Genomic DNA, 22,966 nt, shown 5'->3' on the forward strand with positions numbered 1-22,966 from the left:
ACCCCCCCTGCTAAAAGTTAGCTTCTCTCGCTGCAATTAACCACTTAGCCCTGCTCTTTGTAAATAACAACAAGGTTTGATAAAAAAAAACGGTTTCTAAGCTTTTCCACTAAAATTTAATCACTTAATGAATTCAAGATAAATGATTTGACATATTTGGCTTGTTTCCCTTAAAAGGCTATAATAAAATGAGACTTCCATCAGTGGAGGTTTTTCTTATTCCCTTAAGTAAAAATTCTGGTTCTAATAGAAAAGAGGTTACATAAAGCATGAAAATTATTGAATCAACAATCGAAAGATTAGAAGATCCATTTGGCATTCTTACAGGTGAGCGGTTTGAAATATTTCTTACATTGGATATTGATGAAGAAGATGAACTTTATAGTGAAAACGGAATTGTCCTAAAACTCATCTATGCAGTTGAAGGAGAACAAGCTAAAATTGCTCAATATCACTTTATCGAAAAAACGACTGAGCTTGTTCTGGACTTTGCATTGGAGGAAGATGAAGAGGAGGAAGTAATGAACTACTGTAAGCAGCTTGTTGAAGGAATTTAAAGTTCGCTAACCATTATTCATTCTTTAATCGTTAGCTACTTATAACCCTTTATTTTCCGCTTCCTGCGGGTTGCGCCTGACTAGAACAACATTCCTTCAACTGATCTTTTGGGCAGTTATCTCCAACTATCACTTAACTTTCCTTGTAGCTTATTTGGTGGTTTTACTACCAGTTAAGATCAGGAAAATATCCACACAAAAAGGATCAGATCCTCAACCAAATCTTCTATTTTTCCAGAGGATTTGGTTGGGTTCTGACCCTAATCACTTTTACATCGCTTTTTTTACACCAATCAACTTTCTCACAAATGAGTTTCTTTTTAGTTTAGGTTGTTTTCTTACCATAACCATTAAATGAATAATTAAAGTAAATAAAAATGATTTCTTATATACGAGATATCGAGGCATCCAATCAGTGGCAAATTTAGCTTTATATCTGCGCAGACCTTTAAAGTTATAATATTTGCAGCCATTCAAAAAGACATATCTCGCTATCTTTTCCCGAATTGACGCCCCTTTCTCTGTACCGACATTTGATAATGGCGACATTCCTAAGCTGCATGATGCATACCCCTTTTCCTTCGCCCACATAATTGTCGAGAGAAAAACCATATCCATTGCTCCAGAAGAACCTGCCTTTGTGTACCTCATTAAATCAATGCTTATGGACTCATCAGCTTTATAATCAGATGGCAAGCTTGCAAAGGCGACTAACTTCCCATGAGAATTCCTTAAGATCGAGATAGGAAAGAGGCTAATATAATCCTCTTGAAAGGAGCTAACTGAATAGCTTTTTTCTTGCCGGTCTGCTAACCATTCGTTAGAAACCTCTTTAAGCTCATTAATTAGTTCATTACTAAATGGAGGATATATGATGAAAAATTGATAACCCTCTCTTAAAAACTTGTTTCTTGTCGTCCGAATTTTCGCAGACTTCTTCCCCTCTATCTTGAAACGTTCCAAACAAACCTTTGCTTCTTCACCAACTTTGAAGAATCGGTAGCCACGATCTTGTAAAAAAGGCAGGAACCTTTCGCTAGCTTGGTAAAAAACAGGTGTTGCCCGCTTATTGCTGGCATAATCAAGAAATTCATCCAAGCCAGCTTCAAATCGCTCCTCATCCCCAATTGGATCACCTAAAACAAAAAATTTGTTTCCTCTTTGTCTATAGGAAATAAGCACAGAATCATTTTGAGCCATATAAATTTGTTTATCCTGCAAAAATAAAAGATGTGATAACGAATTCCCGCCATATCTTTTAATAAAAGAACGAACAAAGGATTCATCAAACATTGTTTCTGCTGAACGTTTTGTGACATTCAGGATGAAAAAACAAATAAAGACAAATTGAAAAATTAAATACTTCAAATTTAGCAAATACGCGATCCCCCTTATTTTAATTCCCTTATACAAGATACCATAATAAACAGAATGAAAAAATAACTTTTCGATTCCTAATTATTCTATTTTTTCGAATAGTTATTTTTCAAATCGGACATGGTATAAGGGTATACTTTATTTTTCAAATAAACTTTGGATGAAAGGATGAAAAAAGATGAATATAAACCGAGCAAAAGAAATATCTGAAATGGGAGAAATGATGAATGTCCTTTACCAAGGTGAAGGCATATACATACAATCAGTAGATGAAGAGCAAGGAACAGCAAGAATTTATCCGCTAAATAATCCCCAAGCGGAAAAAGATGTTTCAGTTGACCACTTAATTGAGGAATGATAAGTAAAGCGAAAGGTGCTAAGTATTCGGCGACACGCATAAGGCGGATAGGAGAATAGAAGGTGTTCTTTACCTACAATTCCTATTAGACTTTAACCTAAAGGTAGTTAAAAAACCGACTTCTGACGTCCTTATCTTATCACTTACCCGCGCTTGCACGTCCTGTACTTCGAAGTTGCAGGCTAGAGCTAGCCAATAACACTAGGTAAAAATTTTATATTTTCTTACCTTTTAAAGGAAAGAGGGCTGACGTTTATGATAAAACGTCAGCCCTCTTTATGCTTATTATAATTTAACAACGTCTTCTGCTTGAGGTCCACGGTTTCCTTCAACAATGTTGAATTCAACTTTTTGTCCTTCTTCTAACGTTTTGAAACCTTCACCAGCGATAGCGCTGAAATGAACAAATACATCGTTTCCTTCTGCAACTTCGATAAATCCGAAACCTTTTTCTGAGTTAAACCATTTTACTGTACCAGTCGTTTTCATGAGAGAACCTCCAAAGATTTTTTAATATGTTACTTGTATTTACTTGGTAAATAAAAATTCACATATTATAGAGACTATCAAAAAAGGAGTAGATAATCTCGATAATATGTGAATTATATAGCTCCATATTTGGTCATTTTAATAACATTAATTGAACGATATATTATTATTATTATTATTATTGAAATTGCACTATCTCAAAACAACGAAAGCCCTGCCTCTCTTTCGTCCTTACGGCTCCTAGACCGCGCCAGTGTGAATTGTGATCAAACGTCCTCTTTTACTATTACATGATGCATGTAATTCAAAGACTTTAACCATTCACACAGCACTACCAAGGTGAAATTCTATAAAAAGCACTCTATTACTTTAACCGATTTGTAAGGTATTGTCAATGTAAACACATTATTTGTAAATGTACGAATTAATATGATATTTTCATTAATTTTTATTAAACAATTAAACAAAGTCTAATAGATTAGCTGTAATAACAATCCTAGAACAAACCGATAGCCAAGCCAGTTTCATATTTCCACTATCGATGGAAACATAAATGGCAGTTGAAACAGATGTGTTTTTCGGGAATGTTTCTGCAAACATGAGAGTAGCCCCAAACTCTCCTAAAGCACTCGCAATGCTTAACACAAAACGAGGAATGATATGTTTTTCGTCAGGGGCAGGGATATGTACAAATAAACAAAGAGGTTATCAGCACCATCGGCTAGGAGCGATCTCTATATCAGTATTTCACATGTTCAGAAGCCAGTCTTTGCTACTTGATACATTAAAAGAAATCAATCACTACTAAAACGAGCAGTCCTGCCCACCAAGTAAAATATGGGGAGTTAAAGATTGATACAACGCTTAGCCGATTGGGCCGTTTGTACCAAATATAGAAATAAATGATAAAAATAAAAAGCATAGGAAACATTAAAATAGCTTTTCCCATTCATTACATTAGCCACCGCTTACTGGCGGAATAAGAGCTACTACATCATCCGATTGAACAAGGTCTTCATCTAGGGCATATTCTTCATTTACCGCAATCATGACATGCTCTAAAGCGCCAAGTTCAAACCTAGCTCCAATAAGCTCCTTTAATTCTTTCACAGAGATGCTTGGAATATCAAGAGAGAGGCTCTCCTTTCCAATCTTTTCTTGTAAATGAGCAAATAACAAAACCTTAATCATCTCGACAACCCCTTTTCCGGCATTCCTTTTGGATAAGGTGTTTTTCCTAATTGATCACCTATCCATGATTCACCATCTTCCCATATCTCTTTTTTCCAGATCGGTACTATTTGTTTTATCCGCTCAATGGCAAATTCATTTGCATCATAAGCATCTTTACGGTGGGGAGTGGAAACAGCAATGACAACAGCAATCTCTGATATTGTTAATTTGCCGATTCGATGTGTAATGGCTACCTTGGCATCACTCCATCTCTCCTTTATTTCATCACCTATCTGCTCTAGTTTTTTCAAGGCCATTTGTTCATATGCTTGGTATTCTAATGACAATGTACGTTTACCATTAGTAAATTCCCTTACAGTACCGACAAAAGTTGTAACTGCGCCAGCTTCACGGCGAATCACTTTCTCCGTAATTTTTTCAATTGATATGGGATCCTTAACAATTTCAAACAATGGTTCAGTCAATCATTTCACCTACTTTATTTGTTAAAAGCCACTTAATACATTCTAGTGGATTTGTAAAACAGTTATATTTTTTTGTAATAGTAACAGGTAGAACTACTCTCGATATCACACTGCTGACATTTATTAAATCATCTAACATGTGTAAATCATCATGAGAACTTATTAATACCACTTTCGGATAGCCCGCTGTCTTATACCCTTCAACAACAATTACATCTAATTGAAAGTGGCTATATAAGGATATCATTTGATCAAGTGATAAAGATACTTGTTCTGACGCTAAAAAAAACGAGCCATTGCCCTCTACCACAGAAACATAAGCACCAGCTTTTCGATGCTTCCCTGTATCCTTTTTATGATCACCCATATCGATTGTCCCTTGGTGGCCATGATGCTTGATTGTCCCTACTTTTAAACCTTGCTCAGCCGCCATTTTAATATAATCAACAACAAAAGTAGTTTTACCGCTATTTTGATAACCGACTACTTGAAGGATTCTGCCCATGAGGATTCACTTCCCACTTGATCATCAATAAGTAAAACATCAACACGATCACCTTTCTGATATCCTCTTGTTCCACCAGGTAATACGATAAGTGCATTTGCATCAGCAAGTGATGTCACAACATTTGATTTATCTAATCCTACTGGTAATGCCAGAATTTTACCGTCGAAAAAGGTAATTTTCCCGCGCACAAACCTTGTGAAAGGATTAGGTTTTAAAAAGTCTTTTTCTAAGCTTGCTGTTACTCGTTGAAGATGAACATGATCTGAGAATAAAAAGGTGCGAATAATAGGTCTTACAAATAACTCAAAACCGACATAACATGCAGATGGATTGCCGGATAGACCAAATAATAATTTTCCATTAAGCTCAGCAACCGTTGTGACACTGCCAGGCCGCATCGCTACTTTATTAAACAAAACATTAGCTCCTAAACGATTATAGATTTCAGGCAAATAATCAAAGTCTCCTACGGACACACCGCCAGTAGTAATTAAAAAGTCGACATCCTCTAATGCATTCTTGATTGCAACATAGCATTGTTCAAGGTTATCCATAAGCTTTCCTAGATAGATAGGATCAGCACCGCTTCTTTTAGCCTGTGACTCAATCATATAAGAGTTACTATTTCTTATTTTACCAGGCTTTAACGGTTCCTCAACATCAAGCAGTTCACTGCCTGTCGCTATAATTCCGATTCGCGGTTTTTTGCTAACCAAAACTTTTTTATACCCAAAAGTTGCCAGCAAGGCAATCGTACCAGGGGTGATATATGTCCCTTTTTTCACTAATACACTGCCTTTTTGTGTATCTTCCCCCTCAAAGGAAATATTATCTCCCTTTTTGAAGGGCCTTTTAATAGACATGAATTTCCTTCCATCCTTTTGAAATTCCTTCGTTAATTCCAACATGACGATGGCATCACAACCGCTAGGAATCTGGGCACCTGTCATGATTCGCGCAACTTGCATTTCACCAAGAGTAAACGGACTGACATCTCCGGCACCAATCTCATCAATTACTTCAAACTCCGCTGGTTGTTCGGCACTTGCATATATCGAATCAGCAGCTCGAATCGCAAATCCGTCATATGGAGAGCGATCAAAAGGCGGGACTGGATGGTCAGCAATTAAATCCTCAGCTAAAAATCTCCCATAGCTTTCCTGTAAAGACACGGTTTCACTCTCACCATGTATAGAGTAACGTAATACTTTTTGTATTGCTTCACTTACAGCCAACGGCTTTCTTTTTTCTACCATTTCATCACTCCGGTCTATCATTGATCAAGTAATCAAGAATTGTTATGTGATTCTGATATTTTACCATTAGTATGTAGTTCTTTGTAATCCTCTTGTGAGTTTATATTACGAAAGATGAATGGATCAACCTGTAAATCTTTTTCAGTAACATATAATACCTTGATTTTTTCAAGAAGTGAACCCATTTTATACTGTTGATTTTTTAATTGCTTTTTCACAAGAGAATGGATCGAATGATGATAAACCCCTATTAATGGCTGAAGCCTACCATTTATTTTAGGAATGACCGCTTCTATATCATTCCCTCGTAAATCTAGCAACCTTAAAACGGCCTCATTTGTGATTAACGGCAGGTCACAAGCTAAAAACACATACCATTCTGCCTGTACATGATTCATTGCCGTATACATCCCTGCCAAAGGCCCCTTACCTTTAACATCAGGTTCATCAAGTAATACAGGACAAGGAGCTGCATCCTTTAGTCTTCCGGCAATATTTGGATGACTGATAATCATTTGCTTTTCTGTTACAGCTTTTAATACGGAAAAAGAATGCTCCCAGAATAATTCTCCTTGATAACTCGCAAATACCTTTTGATGGCCAAATCGGCTGGACTCTCCCCCAGCTAATAAAACTCCTGCCGTTTTTCTCATTGCATAGCTACCCCTTTTATTGTTTTATCGTAATCAAATTTCTTGAACTTATTTAAAAAGCATGTTCTTAGTCACATTTCTGCAAAAAAAGTCAGCTACCATGTTTATGGCAACCGACTTTAACATATCGTTAATTATTCAGCGTTTTCAAGTTCAGTTAAAACACGATTCACGCGTTTTTCAAGCATTTTCATCCCGCTACCTCCAGCTTGGAAGTGGCGAAGTTTTCCTTCTTTATCAAAAACATAATACGCTGGTACATATTGATTTTCAAAAGCGTCTGTTAATTTGTGCTCGCTATCTACGAAGATTGGCTGGCTAATATCATGCTCTCCAGCAACCTTTTTAATTTCGTCAAGATTTAAATCATCTTCTGAACGTGGCATATGAACTGCTACTACGTTCAATTTATCTTTAAATTTGTCGCGGAATTCGTTAACTTGCGGCATCGCTTCCTTACATAAGTGGCAGCTAATTGACCAGAAATGAATAAGCGTTGGCTTCTCACCAATTAATTGTTCCTTTGTTACCTCACCATTTAACCATTCGGTTGCACCAGTAAGCTCTGGCATTGCCTCACGTAATTTCATCTTTTTCCCTCCATGTTAAATGAGCAGATTAAAAAAGGGGCTGACATTTTTATTTTTGTCAGCCTCTCTTTAACAATGTGTCTTTTTAAGAAAATTATAATGTAGCTTGGCCTGGCTTCCAGTTTGCAGGGCAAAGTCCGCCAGTTTGAAGTGCTTGAAGCACACGAAGTGTTTCATCTACGTCACGGCCAATGTTGTTATGGTTTACGACAGAGTATTGTAATTCACCTTCTGGATTAATGATGAATAATCCGCGAAGAGCAATACCCTCTTCTTCAATTAACACACCATATTCACGTGAAACAACATGATTCGTATCAGCAGCTAATGGGTATTTTAAATCTCCTAAGCCATTGTCTTTGCGATCTGTTTTAATCCATGCTAAGTGTGTATGAATGGTATCAGTTGAAACACCGATTACTTCTGCATCTAAATCTTCGAATTCGTCATAACGATCTGATAATGCAGTGATTTCTGTTGGACATACGAATGTAAAGTCCATTGGGTAAAAGAAAAGAACAGTCCATTTGTCGTTTTTCATGTTTTCTTCTAAGCTTACTTTACCAAACTCTTTGTTTGCTAAAACTGCTTCCATTTCAAATCTTGGTGCTTGTTTACCTACCATACGTTCTGCCATTATGTATCCCTCCAAATAAGTTTTGTTAGGTCTACTAATTGAGAAAAATTAATTATTCCCAATTAATATTTATATGTCTAATACAGTGACCATTATAGGACAAGCTTCCTTTTTAGTCAATGTAAGATAATAATGATTTTAATAATGAATCATTTGAGAAAATGTACATAATTCATTATTTCGTATCATTAAAGGGAATACAACTAATTTGCTCAAGAAAAAAGAAAAGGCTGTCGTAAAAAAGAATCAGTCCTAAAACCAAATTTATACAAGAACCTAATAAGTAAAAAGGTCCTTGTCTAGGTGTTTATTAGGAGCGACTCTTTTAGACAGCCTTTCTTCCCACAATTCTTACCGATTTATTTTGCTTTCAACTTGCTGGCAAATTTCATCTGCTGTCATACCGCTGGCTTCAATAACTGAGCCTGCAGTTACAACATTGCTGATCCCCATAACATTTGAATCTTGTCCTGTAACCACACAGCAGTCACAGCCTTGTGCATCACTTTCATTTTTTAATTGGACAACCTCATAGCCCTTTTCCTGCAAAGCAGATGATACGTCAGATAATGATTGTTCTACACCGATTTTTGGCATTGTTTATCCACCTCCTACATGTATTGTGTACATGGGAGGAAAAAATATACTTTATTATTTTTGATTTGCCTTGAATGTGATGTACTTAGTCATCAGGTCAACAGCTACATGAATAGCCTCTTCATTAGGCTCTAATTTTGCATGGTGTAACCCGAACGATGATTCTACACCCAGCCAAAACATGAAGCCGGGAATCTGATCGACCATATATCCGAAATCCTCGCCAGTCATTGCTTCCTTACATTCCTGGACCGTAACTGATGTGTTACCAGCGATAAATTCCATAAATTCTGCTGTTAAAACTTCTTCATTAAAAACTTGATGATACATGGAGCCGTAATCAATGGTCGCTTTACATGAGTAACCAATCTCAACACCTTTAACCAGTGCCTCAATTCTTTCCTTTACTTTATCCATTGATTGAACAGAAAGAGTTCGAATGGTTCCCTCTAATCTTGCATTCTCAGCTATAATATTCTGCACGGTTCCACCTGTTATCTTTCCGATCGTAATCACAGCACTGTCAAGCGGGTCGACATTCCGTGCTATAACAGTTTGCAGCTGTGTAACAAGTGAACACGCTGCTACAACCATATCATTTGTCATATGAGGATATGCTGCATGTCCACCTTTTCCTTTTAAGTCTATAAATAATTCGGATGTATTGGCAAAAAGCAATCCGGGTTTTGTTGCAATGGTTCCTACCGGAAGCTCCGGAGAAATATGGAGAGCTGTAATGATACTAGGTTTCCATTGCTTGGCAATATTGCTATTTAACATTGGCTCCGCACCGCCTGGCCCTTCCTCAGCCGGTTGAAATAAAAATAAAATATCATCCCGTACAGGATGTTCAACAAAATGGGTAAGGATCCCTAACGCAATTGTCATATGAAAATCATGACCGCAGGCATGCATATAACCGGGATGTTCTGATTGAAAATTATAGTTGGTTTCCTCAGTAATCGGCAGTCCATCGATATCAGCGCGATAGCCAATAATCCTTGTAGGGTTTGTTCCTTTAACCAGTGCAAAAATACCTGTTTTCCATGTTATAATCTCAATTCGATCTTCAGGTAATTGCCGTAATACATCTAATAAATATTGCTGTGTTTTAAACTCTTGAAAACCAATTTCAGGTATTCGATGAAGATCCCGGCGAATTTTATTAAGCTGCTCTTTGATCATTTAATCACCCCTATATAAAAGAGGCTGACTCAAATCAAAGAGTCACCCCTGGATACACAATATATAGGATCTATAATCGTCAGCAAATCCATATATTAATGTTTCCTTGTGTGACATACCCTTCTTGAGACAGCCTCTCTTCATCCTATAATTGTCTTAACTCTTGCATAATTTCAGTTTTTGATTTAGTTTTGGCATCAATATCCTTAATTTTACGGGCAGGGGCACCTGTTACAACTGTAAATGGTTCTACATCCTTTGTAACAATTGCGCCAGCACCAACTACCGCACCTTTTCCAATCGTAACGCCTTCTAAAACAACAGCGTTTGCTCCAATGACAACATCATCTTCAACAACAACCGGTTTAGCAGAAGGCGGCTCGATAACACCCGCTAAAACTGTGCCTGCACCAATGTGACAGTTTTTACCAACAGTTGCACGACCTCCAAGAACTACATTCATATCAATCATTGTACCTTCACCAATTACGGCACCGATATTAATAGAAGCCCCCATCATGATAACTGCATTATCACCAATTTCAACCTGATCACGAATGATTGCGCCCGGCTCGATACGTGCTTTAATTCCTTTTAGATCAAGTAAAGGAATCGCTGAATTTCTGCGATCATTTTCAACCACATAATCTTCAATTTGATCTTTATTCGTTTCAAGTGCATCTTGGATTTCAGCCCACTCACCAAATACAACACCTGTATTTCCAGTTATGAAGGTTTGAGCTGATTCGCCAAAATTAATGCCCTCTAAATTTCCTTTAAGATAAACCTTTACAGGTGTAGATTTTTTACTGTTTTGTATAAATGAGATGATCTCATTTGCATCCATCATTTTCATATGTATTTTTCCTCCTTGTTTCGAATTACAATCATTCTTTACTGTATCAAAGGATTTAATTCTTGACAAGCATATGTTTCACTTATTTATGTTGTTTTACAATATCTAAAAATGCCTTTACTTGTTTTAATTCAAACGAAGATTCATATCCTAATAGCCACGTATCTCGCTCAATTGGTTTTCCATTTTCATCAAGCAAAGGAATCTTAAAAATATCCTGCTCATCTTCCTTTAATGTGACGGATGGTAAAATAGCATAACCGATGCCATTGAATGCCATTTGTTTACATGTTTCTATTTGATCAACAACGATCGTTCGCTTCGGTGAGGTTTGAAACTGCCGATGCCACCAATCTTGAATTTCCTGATAATAAGTGGAATCACTTTTGAATTGAATAAAAGGTCTTTCAGTATGCAGAACTTCCTCAACATTACTGATTTCAGTATCGACTAGATATAGAGTGTCTGAAAACAGATGTTCCTTAATCCCTTTCCAATCTGGATTTCCTCGAATGATACCAATATGGACGTGATCTTCAAACATGCTTTTTAAAATTTCACTGCTCCATCCAGTAATGAGAGAGATTTTAGCATGTGGATTTTTTCTCACATAGGTTTTTAAAACCTCCGGAAGCCAATGCTGACCAATAATGGATGCAACTGCAAGCTTTAGCGTTCCATGTACTTCCCCTTCGAGCTCTAAAATTTTCTCACGGACCTGCTCTTCTTTTTCGACAACCTCTCGAGCAAAGGAAATAACCTTTTCTCCTGCCGGTGTTAAGGTTAACCCTTTTTGAGAACGAATAAAAATTTGAAAGCCCCATGATTTTTCTATCGTTTGTAAACGCTGTGACAATGCCGGCTGGGAAACAAACAAACGTTCAGATGCTTTCCTCATATTCATTTCCTCAGATAAGACAACCAGCATTCGGAGCTCAGACATCTGCATAAACATACACCTGCTTTTCTAAAATACTATCCTCTTCATGAGATGAAACTAAAATTATTTAGATTCGGCCTTTTCATTTTTGGGCAGAAATAATATTAAGACAAAACTTAATAATGCAAAACCAAAAACAACCAAGTAAACATCATGTAAAGCAAATTCCAGTCCCTGCTGAAGCAGCCCTCTTGACTCAGCGGTTAAACCTGATCGTTCGGAAGATTCCAGCAATGTGGTTGCAGAGTCAAGGCTCAGCTCTTCATCTACACCCTTGCTTGATAAATAACTTAAAAGCCTGCTGTTTAAGATTCCTCCTAGCAATGCGGCACCAATTGTACTTCCTACATTTCTCATAAACATATTTGTTGCTGTTGCTACGCCTCGTTTATTCCAAGCTACTGTACTCTGAATTGAAACAATGAAAGCTGTTGTTGTTAGTCCCATCCCTACTCCAATTATAAATGAACCAGCAGCAGCAAAAGAGCACTATCGTTAGCAGATAACATGATAAAAACAATACTTCCACAAACTAATGCTATGCCTCCTAAAATAGAGGTTGTTCGAAAACCGATTGTTAAAATAGCTCTCCCAGATATCATAGCAGCAATTGGCCAGCCAATAGACATGGTTGTTAATGTAAATCCGGCAACAATTGCTTTCTCTTCCATAACCCCTTGAACAAATGTAGGCAAAAATGTTGATAGGCCTATCAATAACACACCTGTTGTTAAAGAGGTAAGATTAGCTATTAAAATCGATCTTTCATTCCAAAGCTCAAAAGGCATCATTGGTTCCTCAGCTTTTCGTTCATATAGAACAAATGCAATAAAGCTAAAGATCGAAAGACATCCTAATAAGAGGATTGGTATCGAAAGCCACTCAAAGCGGACTCCGCCTTCAACGAGTATAAACATGATCGAGGTCACTGATAAGGTGAGAAGGACCGCACCGATATAATCAATCTTTGGCTTCTTTTTATCTATGTTTTCATGAAGATACATAAATAAACCAATGATCGCAAGGATACCAAGCGGCACGTTGATCCAAAAGACAAATCGCCAGCTGACAAACTCCACTAAAAGCCCGCCAATCGCAGGTCCCAAAATGGCAGAAATCCCCCATACACTTGATAAATACCCTTGTATTTTTGCCCGCTCTTCCTTTGTATAAATATCACCAACTATCGTTGAGGCAATTGGCATCACTGCACCTGCTCCAAACCCTTGAACAAACCGTGCAAAGATAAGCCATTCCATTGTTGAAGCTAAGCCACAAATTATAGATCCTATCAAAAAGATAATGATACCAATCGCAAGCACCGGCCTACGTCCAAATAAATCTGAAAGCTTTCCGTAAATCAAGACCGTTACCGCATTCATTAATAAATAAGAAGAAAAAACCCAGCTATATAAAGAAAAGTCTCCTAGTTCTGCTACAATAGCTGGCATGGCTGTTGCAACAATCGTTGCTTCTATTGCAGCCATAAACATTGCAAGCATAACCGTTACTAACACCAACGGTCTATTGGTTTTCTTTGATTTGTCCTTTTGCACCATTAACCGTTTTTGAGTGATTGCTTGTCCCAATCCTAATCACCGCCTATATGTATTAAAGATCTGTTTGATCATCCATGGACGATTTCCGTAATCAAATGTTTATAGAGAAAAAAGAAAACGATGCAATGAAGTTAGCCTTCACATCTACATCGTTTCCATCAGTTACTGTTCTTGTTCCAAACCTCTCATTCGCTTTTTTAATTGTTTTAAAATAGCTCTTCTTGTAAAAATTCCTTCAAAAACATTTTCTTTATTTTGTACACATACGAACGGATGATTCACAACAAGGTCTAGTCCCTTTTCCAAAGGATCATCCAAGTACAGCCTTGGTATCTCTTTATTCATAACCTCTTCAACCTTCATATTTTCTAATTTTTCAAATTCAATCCGTTCTAAACCAAAAATATTATCCATTATTAAATTCATTCCTATTAAACCATGCAGCTTAAAGGTTGGGTCTAATACTGGTATGGCTGTATAGCCTGTTTTTGTTAAGACAAGTAAAGCATGCTCTAAATTATTTCCTATTTGAACATGTGCCACTTTATCTCCTGGAATCATTAACTCTTGAATAGTTGTATTCATTATATCTCCTGTTTCTAAACGAATCATAGTTGTTCTTCCTCTCTAAAAAACATTGTCTAAGGCCGCTTTCTAATTAAAGAGGTCATAAAGTGAGACTTCCATCAGTGGGATTTTCACGAAGAATGGTGTACAAGTGCCAACTTTGCATAAGGACGAGACGAAGTTACTCGTCCATCCCCAACGATGGTTGTGCTGATACTTATCGGATCCATTATGGACAGTTTCCCCCACAAATCATCTTAGCTTATCGTGAATCCTGAAATGGGAGGTTACTGCCAGTTAAGATGGCGATAAATTTACCAACTCTATCATACCATATTGTTTGCATTCCTTCTTATAAAAACGAATCGTATTAAGCAAAACTAATATTTTATTTTCTCATAAAAAACGAATAAAACGAACTTATATAATCTTTACGGGCAGTAATCTTCATCCTTCTGAAATCCTAGATGTGATAAAAAAATGATACCCAATATGAGTATCATTTTAACTTTCTTAGAAACTTCCTGACTATATTCATTTCATCTTACTGATTTACTATGTAAATAGCTACCTGGCTCTTAGTCGTTCATACAAGGCTAATAATCGTTGATATGTTTTTTGATCCGTGCTTTTCATACCTGTTTCAATATCGTTAATTTCACTGCATACAATTTCCAATGCGTATTGTTGGCGTAATAAAAGTTCTATAAGTAATTTTTGTTCATCAATTGTAAGCCATTCTATTGTCGCTTTCATAAAATCCTCCTGGTAATATTCAAATAATATAAGCATCAATTTCATTTCATCCAGAAAGCATATTCCATTTATTTTGTATATCGATTGGCATAACTGAATGCCGTATAGGACTCTGGTTTAATTTTCGCCTCAACTCCCATCGCTTCGATCCTGCCTGTCATTTCTTGAATTAATTCCTTTGTCATGCCCTTCTGACCGATATCTAAATGGATTTCAAATAATAAATTTGCTCCCTCATCAGCAAATGGGATCAACAAGTCTGTTAATACATTAAGATATTTGGTAATAAAAAAATAAGCCACCTCTTGACTTAATGCTGTTTCGATTGAAATCTTTTCACGTACACTTAAAATTGGACGTTTCACACTATGTGCCTTTAAGCATCCCCAAGCACCTTTGCCTTTGCGATGGAGATGAATGGCTGTAATAAATTTTGTCTCCTTTTGATGAACATGCGAATCCGAACCGATTGAGAGTATATATTCTGAACGCAGATCTCTTGACATAAATCCTTTTATACGCTCTATCACGGTTTCAAAAGACATCTTCTTTTCTGAGACATTATAAAAGGTAAAAGATTCGTTCATATCACATCTCCCCATCAACATATCTTTAGTTCCTGCTCATTTTTGTACTATAATTTCTCACCTCAAAAGCCAGCCTTATAAATTATATGACGTATATCATTTAAAATATGAACATAAAAATGGTAACTTTCAAAAGTTTTCAAGAACAAAGCGCAGACACCTTAATCAGCCTCGGGCAATTAAGCCAATCTGCAATAGAAAGTATAATTCCCTCTATCCCAAATTGGCTAGATCTAGAGAAACCAGAAGTTGGATTCCGAATTGCTTATCCTATTTTAAAGCAATTAATAATTTCCAAAGAAAAAAAATAGCTATGCCTATAGAGGCATAGCTATTCTCCCTTACTCGTCTCAATGTTTCGCAATTTTTCATGACAATGAGTGCACGTAAAGATAACATTTTGATTTGATTGTGCTGTTAAAGATTTTGATAGTGGCTGCTGATTTTGACAAAACGGGCAAATAACTGTAGGCTCTTTTCCCATAATGCCTCCTTTATATTCCCTAAATAAAAGGCAGTAATGTTCATAATAAATTAATCAAAATGTTAATTACTGCCGCCTTGCCTCAGATAAGTGAAACCATTAAAGCTTCACCTATTGCAGAAGATCGAAGATTTCTATAGCAATCATATCGATATTATCAAATTGATATGATTGAGGTTTGTCTCCTTTTTGAAATACCTCTAATTCAAATGTATTGCTTTTATCGAAGTATTTCACACTGCAACGCTTTTCTCCCTCAACCTCAAAAAAACGTTGTAAAGGTTCACCTGAACCAGAATTTTCCTGTAAACTTTGTAATCTTGTAATAATACCTAATAGCTGTGACAAAAAGAGATCCCCCTTCCGGAAGAGTTAACGTATAACTGATTCCTTATATTTAATATTGTTTTACTCTACCATACATTCTATCCACTAAACAACGATTCAATAATCAGTATCTTTACTTTGTGCCCATTCAATTTTACACTATGTATGATGGGATTTCCAAAGTATTTACGCCTAAACACCCTTGTCAGTCATAAAAAGCTTTATTTTCAATTAATATCAGCTAATTATAAAGGGGAACAAATAATAATGGCATACATAAATACAATTGATGAAAGAATCTCGATTATTGATAGTTTAGACTTAGGAATGCAAGGCCGAACAAGCTGCTATGTTCTCCAGGATGAGAAAGTGGTCCTTTTTGAACCATCTGCAAGCCCATCTATCCCTCACTTACTGGATGGCTTAGCAGAACTTTACATTCCATTAGAAAAAATAGCCTTCATTATTGTAACACATATTCATCTAGATCATGCCGGTGGAGCTGGATTACTTTTAGAAAAATGTCAAAATGCAAAACTTATTGTCCACCCTAAAGGTGCAAAACATATGATAGATCCTTCCAGGCTAATCTCTGGTGCCAGAGCTGTTTATAAAAATGAGTTTGATCGTCTTTTCCATCCAATAATACCTGTTCCCGAACATCGTTTATTAATAAAGAAGCACGGAGAAAAAATAAAAATCGGGAATAATTCATATTTAACGTTCTTTGATTCTCCTGGTCATGCCAACCATCACTTCAGTATTCATGATTCAGTTAGCAATGGGATATTTACCGGTGATACAGTTGGAATTTATTATAAAGATCTTCTCGATCAAGGTATTGAGTTTTATTTACCCTCAACGTCACCAAATCAATTTAACCCGGAAGCCATGCTTGCATCAGTAAAAATGATTGATGAGTTACAGATTGATAAAATATATTTTAGCCATTTTGGTATGAGCTGCCATCCAAAGATTGTATATAGTGAACTTAGAAAATGGCTCCCTAAATTTGTCGATACTGCTCAAAAGGTTGTTGAAAAGGGCAAAGACACTTCCTTCGAAGAATGCAGTAAAGCTGTTGAAACTGAATTAAAATCACTCGTTTTCAATGAACTGCTCGAGCAAAATATTGTAATAGTTGACAGTGTATATGATATGTTAAAACTTGATTTATCGGTAAGCGCTATGGGATTAGTTGATTATTTACGAAAGAATCCTAATAAAGGATGAAACGGAAAATTAAATGTTTGGAGAGAGAATAATGGAAAAGATAGTAACAGTATATACACAGCCAAGCTGTCCACCATGTCAAATTGTTAAACAATTTTTAAATCATCATCATATCTCATATATTGAAAAAGATATTAGCATTGATTCGGAAGCACGTGATAAGTTAGTATATGAACTTGAATCAACATCAACACCGACTATTACAGTGGATGATCAAGTAGTGACTGGCTTTGATTTAAAAAAACTTGAAGAGCTTTTAGGCCTCTAAAAGGGATATTATAAAAAGACCCATGAAAAAAAGCTTGGTGACCAGCCAAGCTTTTTCACGTTCTATTAAAAGGGGTTTGGGGAAAATCGAGAGTTCATGACTAATCAAATTCCATGTGTTAATTGTTTACAAGGGTGAATGAAACAATTAACTTTTTACACACAGACAGTATGTAAAACAAGAACTTAATTGATTACCTTTCTCATCTATAATGATAATGATTATCACTTTCAATGTCAACAGTTTTTATAAATTATTTTATTTTAGTTATATTAAAATTCAGCATATTTTATTGTTAATAAAGAGAGAGGCATCCCGCCCCTCACTTTTTACTGAATGACACTGAATTATTTATTCATTAAAGATAAGAATAATACTTTACTTTGATTAATAAAAGACTGATTTAAAATTGAATAGTCATTTTGTAAAGCCTGTGTCATTGATTGAAAAGAAGTGTTTTTGCTAATGTTTAATGATGTATATTCTTCACTCTTTATCGTATCTTTCATTATTTCTGGCTTCTGGGTTTGACTATCAATTGAATAGATCTTCCAGCCTTTATTGGTTTTATGCATTTTTACAAACTCGTAATGGTCTTCATATTCAACCGGCCCATCAGAAGCAGCTTGGAAAAATTCAAAAATTATCCGTTGATTCCCTTCTTCGATTACTTTTGTGTTTTCATCATAACTAAAGAAAGGAATCGTATAAACCGGAAAATCTGTTCCATATACAATAAATTGATCTTTAATCGGATGAACATTTTCATCCATATACTTTTTAATTAATTTATGCTCGAAATGGGTTGATAAAATCTGTTTTATTTCATGAAGTGATCTTGGTTTCTCCGTTAAAGAAGTTTGTGCTTGAAAAGCATCTTGTATGTGATTCAGAATTTCTGCTTTTGAGTTACTCTTAAGTTCTTTAGCAGCTGCTTCATGTGAAAAGGAAAAAATAGTAATCAATAGGAGTAGACTAAAGCCTAAGAAATTATGTTTCAACGTACTCATCCTTTCTTCTTTTTCTACCATCTGGACAACCATTATCTTCATCTAATTTTCATTTTAACAACTATCTTGTCGAGATAGCCTAATAACCGTTCGTAAAATACCCTTAAAAAGCGACACAATTTTTAGATTTAATATGTATCTACCCCGAAACATGATTTTCTAATCAAAAAAACAGCGGAAAATTCCGCTGCTACCAAGCTATCGTATAGGCCAAATATAATATAAAGGCTAATGCAAGTATGCCGAAGACTACATATGCCAAAAATATTGGGTTCCGCAAATATGGATGCTCTTGAACTTTTTCATTTATCTGCGTATCCATATTTGATTTTCTTGCTCCAACAAGTCTCCCTACTTTAATTGTATAAATTAAACTTGATGCTAAAATGAGTAATGCAATTATACCGAGTATCATTGTTAAATTGCCCACTTATTTGTCACCCCTTCTATGTATAGGATGACTAAAATAGCAGGGTCTATGCCATGGTTTTCTTTACCATTTTAATTGGGGCATTACCCCATCTTAACGCAGTATTGTATGCTGGTAGGATGGTTACTGGCGAGTCTAACTGACCGTAAAGATACGATAAGTCTCACTTATTATAGCAGGGTTGTAAAAAACCCTGCTGATGGAAGTCTCGCTTTATAATAAACCTTCTTGTTCATATAAAAATTCATATGATAAATCAATAAATAGATAATGATTTTGTTGTAAAGGATATGAAAAAGTCCGGATTAAATCTCCTTTTTCAATATCACTATATACATCACTGAGAAATCCCTTTTTATCAAAGCGCATTTTCATAATATTAGCTAAAAAGTAAGGGCGCCAGCTCCAATTTTTCATAAAGTAATTGGGCTGAATTTCCCAGCCATTATTTTTATAGATATTCACCGATTGCTGAAAACCATCTTCGTCGCAAATATATATCCGAAAACTGCAATCATTCAGATGAACGGAAAGCTCCTTTAAAAGCTGATTATAATCACTATATTGCTTACCTATTTTGGAAATAAGTTGATCAATTCTGTAATGGAAATCTTCCGTAAAATGATAAAGTCTTTCCAGCTTTTTTTTCTCTGCAGAAATATAATGTTGGAATTCCTGTTTCAATCTTTCCTTACAATGGTCTTGACGAATAAATTGTCTCTTTGGTCTATCTAAGAAAAATCCTTGATAATATCTGCCGCCGTTTTTCCAAGCATATTGTAGTTGATAATTAACTTCTACATCCTCATATAAAAGAGTGGCACCGATCTTTCTTGCTAAAAGAGAAATCGAATAAAGAACATCATAATATGATTGAGATGGTGATGTTAATCGTAATGGCTGTAAATCAATTTTTAATATATCTGGAGAAAGCATGCCGATACGGTCCAAGTTGCTGCTTGCCTTTCCAATATTATCTATTGCTATTTTAATGCCATATGTCCTGTAATAAGTTAATAAATGATACAGTTGCTCAATATCGCCTTTAAAATTATGCTCAGTTATTTCAAGAACAATTTGATTAAGCTTCAATCCTAATTCTTGTTTTTCTAATAATATTTGCAAAAAACTCTCCCCATGATCAAGCATGAGTATATTTGCATCACGATTAATAAAAAGCAGGAGTTCTTGATCATACAATTGTAAAAATTCTTCAATTGACATATGTAAAATATAGTCGTCAACCTCAATTCGATATTCATCAGGTACATTCTCATCTTGGAAAAAAGGGCCTAGACTTTTAATTTCATCATTATGTTGAATTCTGCCGAATACTTCATAACCAATTACTCTTTGTTCATCCGCACTGAATATCGCTTGGTAATAAGGAATGACCTTCTCAACATTTGTCAGTACATCCAATGGATCCATTGCAATCCCCTCACCTATATCTATATAGATTACGTATGGATTATACCATATTACTTTTTATAAGAGGGGGAATCCCTTACAAGATATTTAACAGAGGTATATAATTGAACAATCCATTTTAAAATGGGAACTGATTTAACCATTGCCCGCCATCCATCGTAATACACTCACCGTTTATATAGGCAGCATCGTTAGATAGTAAAAATGCAGCAAGTGCGGCAATTTCTTCAGGGGTTCCAAGTCGGCCAAGCGGCACACTTTTTAATGTTCGTTTTGCAGCTTCCTCAGACTCCCATAATTTATCGGCTCCTCCTGTTCTTTCAATTGGTCCTGGAGCAATGGCATTAACCCTTATCCCGTATTTCCGCCCCCATTCAACAGCCAATGTTCTAGTCATGGATAATACACCAGCTTTTGCTGCTGCTGAGTGAATGACTCCAGCCCCTGCATTCCAGGCATAAGTAGCAACCATATTTATAATTGTACCTTTAGTCTGACGATCAATCCAATATTTTCCAACAGCTGAACTGCAATAAAATGTCCCATTTAACACAATATCAATGACAGATTTCCAGCCATTGATCGATAAGTTCTCAGCAGGACAGATAAAGTTCCCGGCAGCATTATTAACAAGAGCATCGATTCTCCCATACAGCTGATCAACTTCCTTTATCATCTGAGAAACCTTTTCCGGATCTCGAACATCCAGTTGAATTGTGTGTATTTTTCCTTTGTCGGATTCAATCTCCCTTTTGGCAGCTTCTAATTTATCAAGCGATCTTCCAATTATAACCACACTTGCTCCATCTTCTGTAAATTTCTTTGCCATCACTTTTCCCATCCCGCTTGAACCGCCTGTCACAATAATGACTTTTTCTCTCATCCTAATTCCCCCTAACAAAATGAATGAATGACCATTCATTTTATATTTTACCATATCTTTTCAATCCTTCCTATTAAAAAGTCAATTAGATGACAATTCAGTTTTTAAATAGAGTCCTTATTGAAACCATGCTATACTTAAAAGTAAAGCGCACGGCAATAAGCATTCGACGAATAGCATATGGTTAATGGTGTTTTTACCTTCTATTCCTATTTACCCAAACCCTTGGGCTGACGGCGCGTAGAGTTAGACATTTGATATAAAAACTAAGTAAAAATTTTATACCTTTTTTAAAAAGAAAAGAGCGAACAGATTTGCTCCATATTTTTTTAAAACTTTAAATGAGGATAAAACAATGAAGAATGGTTGATAAAGATGACAAAACAATATTCAAGGAGATCGTTTTTAAAAGGTCTTCTTTCTTTTTCTTTAGGAAGCATCATTACGGCTACAGGGGGATATTCATATTCGCGGTTTATTGAACCCGCATTATTGGATATAACGAAACACTCAATCTTACATGAAAAGATTCCAAAGGCCTTTGATGGCTTTAAAATTGTTCAATTCAGTGATACTCATTTAAGTGACTTCTTTACACTGAACAGATTGGAGACAGTAGTCAATAAGATAAATGAATTGTCACCAGATCTCTTATTATTTACTGGTGATTTAATGGATGAGCCAAATCAGTATACTGAAATTAATAAAATTGTTCCTGTTTTAGAAAGATTACATGCCCCGTTTGGAAAATACGCCGTATACGGTAATCATGATCATGGCGGTTATGGAACAGATATCTATAAAAATGTTATTACGATGGCCGGTTTTACACTTTTGCAAAACGAAGTAACAAATATTTCGATGTTAGACGGCAGTAAAATAAGTGTAGCTGGTATTGATGATTTAATGCTTGGTAAACCAAGCTATGAAGGAACTTTAGGAAATTTAAATAAAGATATTTTTAATATCTTGTTAGCCCATGAACCTGATGCAGCACTAAATGCGAAGAAATTTCATGTTGATTTGCAATTATCAGGACATAGTCACGGAGGGCAAATTCAGCTCCCATTTTACGGACCGCTGATTACTCCGCCATTTGCTACTGTTTATTCGGAAGGTATGTATGAGGTCGATCAGATGAAGCTATATGTAAATCGTGGATTAGGAACGACAAGACTTCCTTTCCGTTTTTTATCTGTACCTGAAATCACACAATTTACACTTAATACAACATCATAATTTAAAACTTGTTAAGGGTTGTCTTTATTTGGTACTGTTCTTCCTGACAAACACTAAAATATGAGTCTTTTCGTTTAGATAGTTTGTTCGGAGCAGTAACCATTTATATTAGACAGCCCCTGCTTTTTCTATTTTATCAGAATGAACAGGCTTACTAATTAAATAGCCTTGTTCCTTTTGACAGTTCATGCTTTAAGAAAATCAAGCTGTTTCCTCTGCTTCAATATCTTCAGCAACAACGAATAATCCCTATTTATTGTCAAAATGGTAAAATCGCAGTGACAATAGCTTGATTTTTTGTCATGTATTTCTTTTTTATAAATTGATCGGGACAAGTATTTTAGTAATAAAAACCCCGTTTCACAGAAATAAGGATTCTATCTCTTTTAACTTGTGAACCATTATGAAAGCTTCTTTTGGATTTGCAGAGACCCTTCTGTAATTTTTAAAAATCGATTCGGTTATGGATTAATCGTATAGGTGTAAAAAAGAGCGCCAATTAAACAACGAACTTTAACATAGCTTTTAAAA

30 protein-coding genes are annotated in these 22,966 nt (G+C 35.8%); 5 read left to right on the forward strand and 25 right to left on the reverse strand.

The features are described 5' to 3' along the window. Positions 1–269 precede the first annotated feature (269 nt). Positions 270–557, forward strand: a complete 288-nt coding sequence (locus WQ54_RS02010) for a DUF6509 family protein (RefSeq protein ID WP_046511354.1) — start codon at positions 270–272, stop codon at positions 555–557. Positions 558–827: 270 nt separating this feature from the next. Here WQ54_RS02010 and WQ54_RS02015 read toward each other — a convergent pair whose 3' ends face one another. After that, positions 828–1,934 (reverse strand): phosphatidylglycerol lysyltransferase domain-containing protein, encoded by a 1,107-nt coding sequence (locus tag WQ54_RS02015; RefSeq protein WP_052737619.1) that lies wholly within the window; start codon positions 1,932–1,934, stop codon positions 828–830. A 178-nt stretch (positions 1,935–2,112) separates the two neighbouring features. Between WQ54_RS02015 and WQ54_RS02020 the strand changes: the two genes are divergently transcribed. Then, positions 2,113–2,292: an H-type small acid-soluble spore protein gene (locus WQ54_RS02020; protein ID WP_046511357.1), complete on the forward strand. Its 180-nt coding sequence runs from the start codon at positions 2,113–2,115 to the stop codon at positions 2,290–2,292. 285 nt (positions 2,293–2,577) lie between these two features. Here the strand turns inward: WQ54_RS02020 and WQ54_RS02025 are convergent, their stop codons facing one another. The 20 genes from WQ54_RS02025 to WQ54_RS02115 all read right to left on the reverse strand — a co-directional run bounded on the left by WQ54_RS02025 (position 2,578) and on the right by WQ54_RS02115 (position 15,962). After that, positions 2,578–2,781, reverse strand: a complete 204-nt coding sequence (locus WQ54_RS02025) for a cold-shock protein (RefSeq protein WP_046511360.1) — start codon at positions 2,779–2,781, stop codon at positions 2,578–2,580. 459 nt (positions 2,782–3,240) lie between these two features. Beyond that, positions 3,241–3,381 carry a hypothetical protein gene (locus WQ54_RS33320; protein ID WP_156177625.1) on the reverse strand — a complete coding sequence of 47 codons (141 nt, stop codon included), beginning with the start codon at positions 3,379–3,381 and terminating at the stop codon, positions 3,241–3,243. A 357-nt stretch (positions 3,382–3,738) separates the two neighbouring features. Further along, the gene (gene moaD, locus WQ54_RS02035; RefSeq protein WP_046511363.1) at positions 3,739–3,972 is read right to left on the reverse strand and encodes a molybdopterin converting factor subunit 1; all 234 of its coding nucleotides are present in this window, start codon (positions 3,970–3,972) and stop codon (positions 3,739–3,741) included. Beyond that, positions 3,969–4,439 carry a molybdenum cofactor biosynthesis protein MoaE gene (locus WQ54_RS02040; RefSeq protein ID WP_046511366.1) on the reverse strand — a complete coding sequence of 157 codons (471 nt, stop codon included), beginning with the start codon at positions 4,437–4,439 and terminating at the stop codon, positions 3,969–3,971. The genes moaD and WQ54_RS02040 overlap by 4 nt, the downstream gene beginning before the upstream one ends. Beyond that, on the reverse strand, positions 4,432–4,944 hold the full coding sequence (gene mobB / locus WQ54_RS02045; protein ID WP_052737620.1) for a molybdopterin-guanine dinucleotide biosynthesis protein B: 513 nt from the start codon (positions 4,942–4,944) through the stop codon (positions 4,432–4,434). The genes WQ54_RS02040 and mobB overlap by 8 nt, the downstream gene beginning before the upstream one ends. Beyond that, a complete protein-coding gene (gene glp / locus WQ54_RS02050; protein ID WP_046511370.1) occupies positions 4,923–6,203 on the reverse strand; it encodes a gephyrin-like molybdotransferase Glp in 1,281 nt (426 codons plus the stop codon). Before glp ends, mobB begins: the two co-directional genes overlap by 22 nt. A gap of 32 nt (positions 6,204–6,235) precedes the next feature. Then, a complete protein-coding gene (locus WQ54_RS02055) occupies positions 6,236–6,856 on the reverse strand; it encodes a molybdenum cofactor guanylyltransferase (protein WP_046511372.1) in 621 nt (206 codons plus the stop codon). 134 nt (positions 6,857–6,990) lie between these two features. Further along, a complete protein-coding gene (locus WQ54_RS02060; protein ID WP_046511375.1) occupies positions 6,991–7,446 on the reverse strand; it encodes a TlpA disulfide reductase family protein in 456 nt (151 codons plus the stop codon). Between the two features lie 94 nt (positions 7,447–7,540). Next, positions 7,541–8,083, reverse strand: coding sequence for a peroxiredoxin (locus WQ54_RS02065; RefSeq protein WP_046511377.1), 543 nt, complete (start codon positions 8,081–8,083; stop codon positions 7,541–7,543). A gap of 351 nt (positions 8,084–8,434) precedes the next feature. Then, the gene (locus WQ54_RS02070; protein ID WP_046511379.1) at positions 8,435–8,680 is read right to left on the reverse strand and encodes a YkuS family protein; all 246 of its coding nucleotides are present in this window, start codon (positions 8,678–8,680) and stop codon (positions 8,435–8,437) included. Between the two features lie 54 nt (positions 8,681–8,734). Continuing rightward, positions 8,735–9,865, reverse strand: a complete 1,131-nt coding sequence (locus WQ54_RS02075; protein ID WP_046511381.1) for an N-acetyldiaminopimelate deacetylase — start codon at positions 9,863–9,865, stop codon at positions 8,735–8,737. Between the two features lie 145 nt (positions 9,866–10,010). Next, positions 10,011–10,721: a 2,3,4,5-tetrahydropyridine-2,6-dicarboxylate N-acetyltransferase gene (gene dapD / locus WQ54_RS02080; RefSeq protein WP_046511383.1), complete on the reverse strand. Its 711-nt coding sequence runs from the start codon at positions 10,719–10,721 to the stop codon at positions 10,011–10,013. 82 nt (positions 10,722–10,803) lie between these two features. Then, positions 10,804–11,670: a LysR family transcriptional regulator gene (locus WQ54_RS02085; RefSeq protein WP_046511385.1), complete on the reverse strand. Its 867-nt coding sequence runs from the start codon at positions 11,668–11,670 to the stop codon at positions 10,804–10,806. Between the two features lie 54 nt (positions 11,671–11,724). Beyond that, positions 11,725–12,108 carry a hypothetical protein gene (locus WQ54_RS35410; protein WP_331434734.1) on the reverse strand — a complete coding sequence of 128 codons (384 nt, stop codon included), beginning with the start codon at positions 12,106–12,108 and terminating at the stop codon, positions 11,725–11,727. Between the two features lie 11 nt (positions 12,109–12,119). Continuing rightward, positions 12,120–13,250: an MFS transporter gene (locus WQ54_RS02090; protein ID WP_331434735.1), complete on the reverse strand. Its 1,131-nt coding sequence runs from the start codon at positions 13,248–13,250 to the stop codon at positions 12,120–12,122. Between the two features lie 132 nt (positions 13,251–13,382). Beyond that, positions 13,383–13,832 (reverse strand): cyclic-di-AMP-binding protein CbpB, encoded by a 450-nt coding sequence (gene cbpB / locus WQ54_RS02095; RefSeq protein ID WP_046511388.1) that lies wholly within the window; start codon positions 13,830–13,832, stop codon positions 13,383–13,385. A gap of 522 nt (positions 13,833–14,354) precedes the next feature. After that, positions 14,355–14,543, reverse strand: a complete 189-nt coding sequence (abbA, locus tag WQ54_RS02100) for an antirepressor AbbA (RefSeq protein ID WP_046511391.1) — start codon at positions 14,541–14,543, stop codon at positions 14,355–14,357. Between the two features lie 68 nt (positions 14,544–14,611). Further along, positions 14,612–15,130: a ribonuclease H-like YkuK family protein gene (locus tag WQ54_RS02105; protein WP_046511395.1), complete on the reverse strand. Its 519-nt coding sequence runs from the start codon at positions 15,128–15,130 to the stop codon at positions 14,612–14,614. Between the two features lie 331 nt (positions 15,131–15,461). After that, positions 15,462–15,614, reverse strand: coding sequence for a hypothetical protein (locus WQ54_RS34170; RefSeq protein ID WP_197089520.1), 153 nt, complete (start codon positions 15,612–15,614; stop codon positions 15,462–15,464). Positions 15,615–15,725: 111 nt separating this feature from the next. After that, positions 15,726–15,962, reverse strand: coding sequence for a YkuJ family protein (locus WQ54_RS02115; protein WP_046511401.1), 237 nt, complete (start codon positions 15,960–15,962; stop codon positions 15,726–15,728). Between the two features lie 246 nt (positions 15,963–16,208). Between WQ54_RS02115 and WQ54_RS02120 the strand changes: the two genes are divergently transcribed. Both WQ54_RS02120 and WQ54_RS02125 read left to right on the forward strand, forming a co-directional pair. Beyond that, complete coding sequence (locus WQ54_RS02120; protein WP_046511404.1) at positions 16,209–17,174, forward strand: MBL fold metallo-hydrolase; 966 nt, start codon at positions 16,209–16,211, stop codon at positions 17,172–17,174. Between the two features lie 31 nt (positions 17,175–17,205). Continuing rightward, positions 17,206–17,442, forward strand: coding sequence for a glutaredoxin domain-containing protein (locus WQ54_RS02125; RefSeq protein WP_046511407.1), 237 nt, complete (start codon positions 17,206–17,208; stop codon positions 17,440–17,442). A gap of 347 nt (positions 17,443–17,789) precedes the next feature. Here WQ54_RS02125 and WQ54_RS02130 read toward each other — a convergent pair whose 3' ends face one another. From WQ54_RS02130 to fadH, 4 genes are all read right to left on the reverse strand, one after another. Beyond that, complete coding sequence (locus WQ54_RS02130; RefSeq protein WP_197089521.1) at positions 17,790–18,473, reverse strand: DUF3993 domain-containing protein; 684 nt, start codon at positions 18,471–18,473, stop codon at positions 17,790–17,792. 169 nt (positions 18,474–18,642) lie between these two features. After that, on the reverse strand, positions 18,643–18,882 hold the full coding sequence (locus tag WQ54_RS02135) for a hypothetical protein (protein WP_231597431.1): 240 nt from the start codon (positions 18,880–18,882) through the stop codon (positions 18,643–18,645). A gap of 213 nt (positions 18,883–19,095) precedes the next feature. Then, the gene (locus WQ54_RS02140) at positions 19,096–20,313 is read right to left on the reverse strand and encodes an EAL-associated domain-containing protein (RefSeq protein WP_046511412.1); all 1,218 of its coding nucleotides are present in this window, start codon (positions 20,311–20,313) and stop codon (positions 19,096–19,098) included. A 118-nt stretch (positions 20,314–20,431) separates the two neighbouring features. After that, on the reverse strand, positions 20,432–21,196 hold the full coding sequence (gene fadH / locus WQ54_RS02145) for a 2,4-dienoyl-CoA reductase (protein WP_046511414.1): 765 nt from the start codon (positions 21,194–21,196) through the stop codon (positions 20,432–20,434). Positions 21,197–21,571: 375 nt separating this feature from the next. On the opposite strand from fadH, the gene WQ54_RS02150 reads away from it, so the two are divergent. Next, positions 21,572–22,435: a metallophosphoesterase gene (locus WQ54_RS02150; protein WP_046511427.1), complete on the forward strand. Its 864-nt coding sequence runs from the start codon at positions 21,572–21,574 to the stop codon at positions 22,433–22,435. Positions 22,436–22,966 lie beyond the last annotated feature (531 nt).

This window comes from Bacillus sp. SA1-12, assembly GCF_000981385.1.
In the GTDB taxonomy this organism is placed as follows: Bacteria; Bacillota; Bacilli; order Bacillales; family Bacillaceae; genus Metabacillus.

Excerpts from the sequence above, each read along its gene's own strand:
- WQ54_RS02140 (WP_046511412.1), bottom strand. The coding sequence starts at position 20,313 with ATGGATCCATTGGATGTACTGACAAATGTTGAGAAGGTCATTCCTTAT.
- cbpB (WP_046511388.1), bottom strand. The coding sequence starts at position 13,832 with ATGATTCGTTTAGAAACAGGAGATATAATGAATACAACTATTCAAGAG.
- moaD (WP_046511363.1), bottom strand. The coding sequence starts at position 3,972 with ATGATTAAGGTTTTGTTATTTGCTCATTTACAAGAAAAGATTGGAAAG.
- WQ54_RS02010 (WP_046511354.1), top strand. The coding sequence starts at position 270 with ATGAAAATTATTGAATCAACAATCGAAAGATTAGAAGATCCATTTGGC.
- WQ54_RS02125 (WP_046511407.1), top strand. The coding sequence starts at position 17,206 with ATGGAAAAGATAGTAACAGTATATACACAGCCAAGCTGTCCACCATGT.
- WQ54_RS02075 (WP_046511381.1), bottom strand. The coding sequence starts at position 9,865 with ATGATCAAAGAGCAGCTTAATAAAATTCGCCGGGATCTTCATCGAATA.
- WQ54_RS02120 (WP_046511404.1), top strand. The coding sequence starts at position 16,209 with ATGGCATACATAAATACAATTGATGAAAGAATCTCGATTATTGATAGT.
- WQ54_RS02060 (WP_046511375.1), bottom strand. The coding sequence starts at position 7,446 with ATGAAATTACGTGAGGCAATGCCAGAGCTTACTGGTGCAACCGAATGG.
- WQ54_RS02105 (WP_046511395.1), bottom strand. The coding sequence starts at position 15,130 with ATGAACGAATCTTTTACCTTTTATAATGTCTCAGAAAAGAAGATGTCT.
- glp (WP_046511370.1), bottom strand. The coding sequence starts at position 6,203 with ATGGTAGAAAAAAGAAAGCCGTTGGCTGTAAGTGAAGCAATACAAAAA.
- WQ54_RS34170 (WP_197089520.1), bottom strand. The coding sequence starts at position 15,614 with ATGGGAAAAGAGCCTACAGTTATTTGCCCGTTTTGTCAAAATCAGCAG.
- WQ54_RS02025 (WP_046511360.1), bottom strand. The coding sequence starts at position 2,781 with ATGAAAACGACTGGTACAGTAAAATGGTTTAACTCAGAAAAAGGTTTC.
- WQ54_RS02020 (WP_046511357.1), top strand. The coding sequence starts at position 2,113 with ATGAATATAAACCGAGCAAAAGAAATATCTGAAATGGGAGAAATGATG.
- fadH (WP_046511414.1), bottom strand. The coding sequence starts at position 21,196 with ATGAGAGAAAAAGTCATTATTGTGACAGGCGGTTCAAGCGGGATGGGA.
- WQ54_RS33320 (WP_156177625.1), bottom strand. The coding sequence starts at position 3,381 with ATGTTTGCAGAAACATTCCCGAAAAACACATCTGTTTCAACTGCCATT.
- dapD (WP_046511383.1), bottom strand. The coding sequence starts at position 10,721 with ATGAAAATGATGGATGCAAATGAGATCATCTCATTTATACAAAACAGT.
- WQ54_RS02055 (WP_046511372.1), bottom strand. The coding sequence starts at position 6,856 with ATGAGAAAAACGGCAGGAGTTTTATTAGCTGGGGGAGAGTCCAGCCGA.
- WQ54_RS02130 (WP_197089521.1), bottom strand. The coding sequence starts at position 18,473 with ATGGTAGAAAAAGAAGAAAGGATGAGTACGTTGAAACATAATTTCTTA.
- WQ54_RS02150 (WP_046511427.1), top strand. The coding sequence starts at position 21,572 with ATGACAAAACAATATTCAAGGAGATCGTTTTTAAAAGGTCTTCTTTCT.
- WQ54_RS02065 (WP_046511377.1), bottom strand. The coding sequence starts at position 8,083 with ATGGCAGAACGTATGGTAGGTAAACAAGCACCAAGATTTGAAATGGAA.
- WQ54_RS02070 (WP_046511379.1), bottom strand. The coding sequence starts at position 8,680 with ATGCCAAAAATCGGTGTAGAACAATCATTATCTGACGTATCATCTGCT.
- WQ54_RS35410 (WP_331434734.1), bottom strand. The coding sequence starts at position 12,108 with ATGGGACTAACAACAACAGCTTTCATTGTTTCAATTCAGAGTACAGTA.
- abbA (WP_046511391.1), bottom strand. The coding sequence starts at position 14,543 with ATGAAAGCGACAATAGAATGGCTTACAATTGATGAACAAAAATTACTT.
- WQ54_RS02085 (WP_046511385.1), bottom strand. The coding sequence starts at position 11,670 with ATGCAGATGTCTGAGCTCCGAATGCTGGTTGTCTTATCTGAGGAAATG.
- mobB (WP_052737620.1), bottom strand. The coding sequence starts at position 4,944 with ATGGGCAGAATCCTTCAAGTAGTCGGTTATCAAAATAGCGGTAAAACT.